Source organism: Vallitalea sediminicola (assembly GCF_054408565.1).
In genome coordinates this window covers 1-3,753 of record NZ_BTPT01000077.1, presented here as the reverse complement: position 1 = coordinate 3,753, position 3,753 = coordinate 1, and the positions used below count along the sequence as shown (strand labels likewise).

Annotated in this window: 2 tRNA genes and 1 rRNA gene; all 3 read left to right on the top strand. The window is 46.2% G+C overall.

Going from position 1 to position 3,753, the window contains the following annotated elements:
• Window positions 1-47 precede the first annotated feature (47 nt).
• The 3 genes from ACX6CF_RS23705 (at window position 48) to ACX6CF_RS23695 (ending at window position 3,600) form a co-directional block, all read left to right on the top strand.
• Window positions 48-124 (top strand) — tRNA-Ile (locus ACX6CF_RS23705).
• Window positions 125-158: 34 nt separating this feature from the next.
• Window positions 159-231 (top strand) — tRNA-Ala (locus ACX6CF_RS23700).
• Window positions 232-701: 470 nt separating this feature from the next.
• Window positions 702-3,600, top strand: a 23S ribosomal RNA gene (locus tag ACX6CF_RS23695).
• The last annotated feature ends 153 nt before the right edge of the window (window positions 3,601-3,753 follow it).

Below are 3,753 nucleotides of genomic sequence, written 5' to 3'. Positions count from 1 at the left end.
AGTAGGTGGCTGCCAGATTACAAATACTTACACGCCTGGCGTGTTATGGGCTCATAGCTCAGCTGGTTAGAGCGCACGCCTGATAAGCGTGAGGTCGGTGGTTCGAGTCCACTTGAGCCCACCAAAATAAAATTTAATAATATAACATAAATGACCCTGGGGGTATAGCTCAGTTGGGAGAGCACCTGCCTTGCAAGCAGGGGGTCAGGAGTTCGAATCTCCTTATCTCCATTGTCTCTTAAAAGTAAAAAAAGAGACTTGACAAACAAAACAAGCTGTGATAACATAGCTAAGCTGTTTGAAAATAAAAAGATTATAATGAAAGAAAAGTTTTGCATACGCAAAGCAGTTCTAAAAAAGATTATAATGAAAGAGATTGTTTTACATAAGTAAAGCCAACTCTTGAATGAACATTGAAAACTACACATTGTAAGTTATTAATCTGAACTTGTCAAGAACGTTGATAAGAGAAGAAGAAATAACTAGACATCAAATTAATCAAAATCCTTGAAATAAATGTAGAACCATATATCGCGTATGGAACTATATAAAAACAAGAAAGAACCAAAGCAAACAAGCTACGAAGGATCGTGTAAACGATTCCTATAGAAATAACTTGTAAATCTTAGCTCTTAGATGACTATAATGAACGCCTTCAAAAGCGATTCATGGCAACGTAATTCCGAAAGGGAAAACGTATAGGTCAAGCTAATAAGAGCATAGGGTGGATGCCTTGGCACTAGGAGCCGATGAAGGACGTGATAAGCTGCGAAAAGCTTCGGGGAGGCGCAAATAGCCATCGAACCGGAGATATCCGAATGGGGAAACCTGGCTAGGAAATACCTAGTTACTGCATAGTGAATACATAGCTATGCAGGGGGAACTCGGGGAACTGAAACATCTAAGTACCCGAAGGAGTAGAAAGAAACATCGATTCTCTGAGTAGCGGCGAGCGAAAGGGGAAGAGCCCAAACCTAATAACCTAGTTATTAGGGGTTGTGGACTGCATAAGGTATCTTGCGAATTAACCGAATGGTTTTGGGAAAGCCAACCAAAGACGGTGAAAGTCCGGTAGGTGAAAATTCAAGAGAGCTGGCAGTATCCAGAGTAGCACGGGACACGAGAAACCCTGTGTGAAGCTGGGGGGACCACCCCCCAAGGCTAAATACTACCTAGTGACCGATAGCGCATAGTACTGTGAAGGAACGGTGAAAAGAACCCCGGAAGGGGAGTGAAAAAGAACCTGAAACCCTATGTTTACAAGCAGTCGAAGATCTATATATGATCGACGGCGTACTTTTTGTAGAACGGTCCGGCGAGTTACGTATATTGGCAAGGTTAAGGACTTAAGGTCTGGAGCCGAAGGGAAGCCAAGTCTTAACAGGGCGTTAAGTCAGTGTATGTAGACCCGAAACCGGGTGACCTACCCATGGCCAGGATGAAGTTACCGTAAAAGGTAATGGAGGTCCGAACCCACACGTGTTGAAAAACGTGGGGATGAGCTGTGGGTAGCGGAGAAATTCCAATCGAACCCGGAGATAGCTGGTTCTCCTCGAAATAGCTTTAGGGCTAGCCTTGATGGAGTCTAATGGAGGTAGAGCACTGAATTGTCTAGGGGGCTGCGAAGCTTACCAAAACATATCAAACTCCGAATGCCATATAGATGCTCATCAGGAGTCAGACTGCGCGAGATAAGTTGGGTAGTCAAAAGGGAAAGAGCCCAGACCACCAGCTAAGGTCCCAAAGTACATGTTAAGTGGGAAAGGATGTGAGATTTCGAAGACAACTAGGATGTTGGCTTAGAAGCAGCCATGCATTCAAAGAGTGCGTAATAGCTCACTAGTCGAGAGATCTTGCGCCGAAAATGTCCGGGGCTAAAACATGACACCGAAGCTGTGGATTGATACTAAGTATCAGTGGTAGAGGAGCATTCTTAAAAGGGAAGAAGCTGTACCGTAAGGAGCAGTGGACTATTAAGAAGAGAGAATGCCGGAATGAGTAGCGAGAGAGAAGTGAGAATCTTCTCGGCCGAATATCTAAGGTTTCCAGAGTAAAGCTGATCTTCTCTGGGTAAGTCGGGACCTAAGGCGAGGGCGAAAGCCGTAGTCGATGGACAACAGGTTGAAATTCCTGTACCGCATACAAACAGAACTGTGGGGACACAGGAGGATAAGAGAATCGGGGAATGGAAAAACCCGTTTAAGTACAAAGGATAAGATGGAAGGAAAATCCGTCATCTGTTTCTGAAGTGCGAACAGGACCGAAATTTAAGTAGGGAAGTCTCTGAATCCATACTGTCAAGAAAAGCCGCTATTGTTTTGTATGTGCCCGTACCGCAAACCGACACAGGTAGATGAGGAGAGAATCCTAAGGCCGACGGGAGAAGCGTTGTTAAGGAACTCGGCAAAATGACTCCGTAACTTAGGGATAAGGAGTGCCTCATAACGAGGCCGCAGAGAATAGGCCCAAGCGACTGTTTAGCAAAAACACAGGTCTCTGCAAAACCGAAAGGTGAAGTATAGGGGCTGACGCCTGCCCGGTGCTGGAAGGTTAAGAGGAGGGGTTAGCGCAAGCGAAGCTCTGAATTTAAGCCCCAGTAAACGGCGGCCGTAACTATAACGGTCCTAAGGTAGCGAAATTCCTTGTCGGGTAAGTTCCGACCCGCACGAAAGGCGTAACGATTTGGGCACTGTCTCGACAACGCGCCCGGTGAAATTGTAGTACCAGTGAAGATGCTGGTTACCCGCGACAGGACGGAAAGACCCCGTGGAGCTTTACTCCAGCTTGATACTGGGATTCGGTATTACATGTACAGGATAGGAGGGAGACGTTGAAGCAAGGACGCCAGTCTTTGTGGAGTCGATGGTGGGATACCTCCCTTGTAGTACTGGATTTCTAACCTGGCACCATAAACTGGTGTAGGGACAATGTCAGGTGGGGAGTTTGACTGGGGCGGTCGCCTCCGAAAAGGTATCGGAGGCGCTCAAAGGTCATCTCAGAATGGTTGGAAACCATTCGAAGAGTGCAAAGGCAGAAGATGGCTTGACTGTGACACCGACGGGTGGAGCAGGTACGAAAGTAGGACTTAGTGATCCGGTGGTATGAAAGTGGGATTGCCATCGCTCAACGGATAAAAGCTACCCCGGGGATAACAGGCTTATCACTCCCAAGAGTTCACATCGACGGAGTGGTTTGGCACCTCGATGTCGGCTCATCGCATCCTGGGGCTGTAGTAGGTCCCAAGGGTTGGGCTGTTCGCCCATTAAAGCGGTACGCGAGCTGGGTTCAGAACGTCGTGAGACAGTTCGGTCCCTATCCGTCGTGGGCGCAGGATATTTGAGAGGAGCTGTCCTTAGTACGAGAGGACCGGGATGGACGAACCTCTGGTGTATCTGTTGTATTACCAAGTGCATAGCAGAGTAGCCAAGTTTGGAAGGGATAAACGCTGAAGGCATCTAAGCGTGAAGCCCCCCTCAAGATAAGATATCCCATGCCGTAAGGTAGTAAGACCCCTTGAAGACTACAAGGTTGATAGGTCGGAGGTGTAAGCATGGTAACATGTTCAGCTGACCGATACTAATAGGTCGAGGGCTTGACCAAGCTTAAGTAGTTAAGCTAAGAGTTAAGATATATAAGTTATGTAGCAAATGCAGAGGTTGATTAAAGGATAATTTGTTGTGCAATGTGTTGTTTTGAATGTTTATAATAATTTAAAAAGTTAGGTATATCCTAACTATTTTTTACCAAAAATTA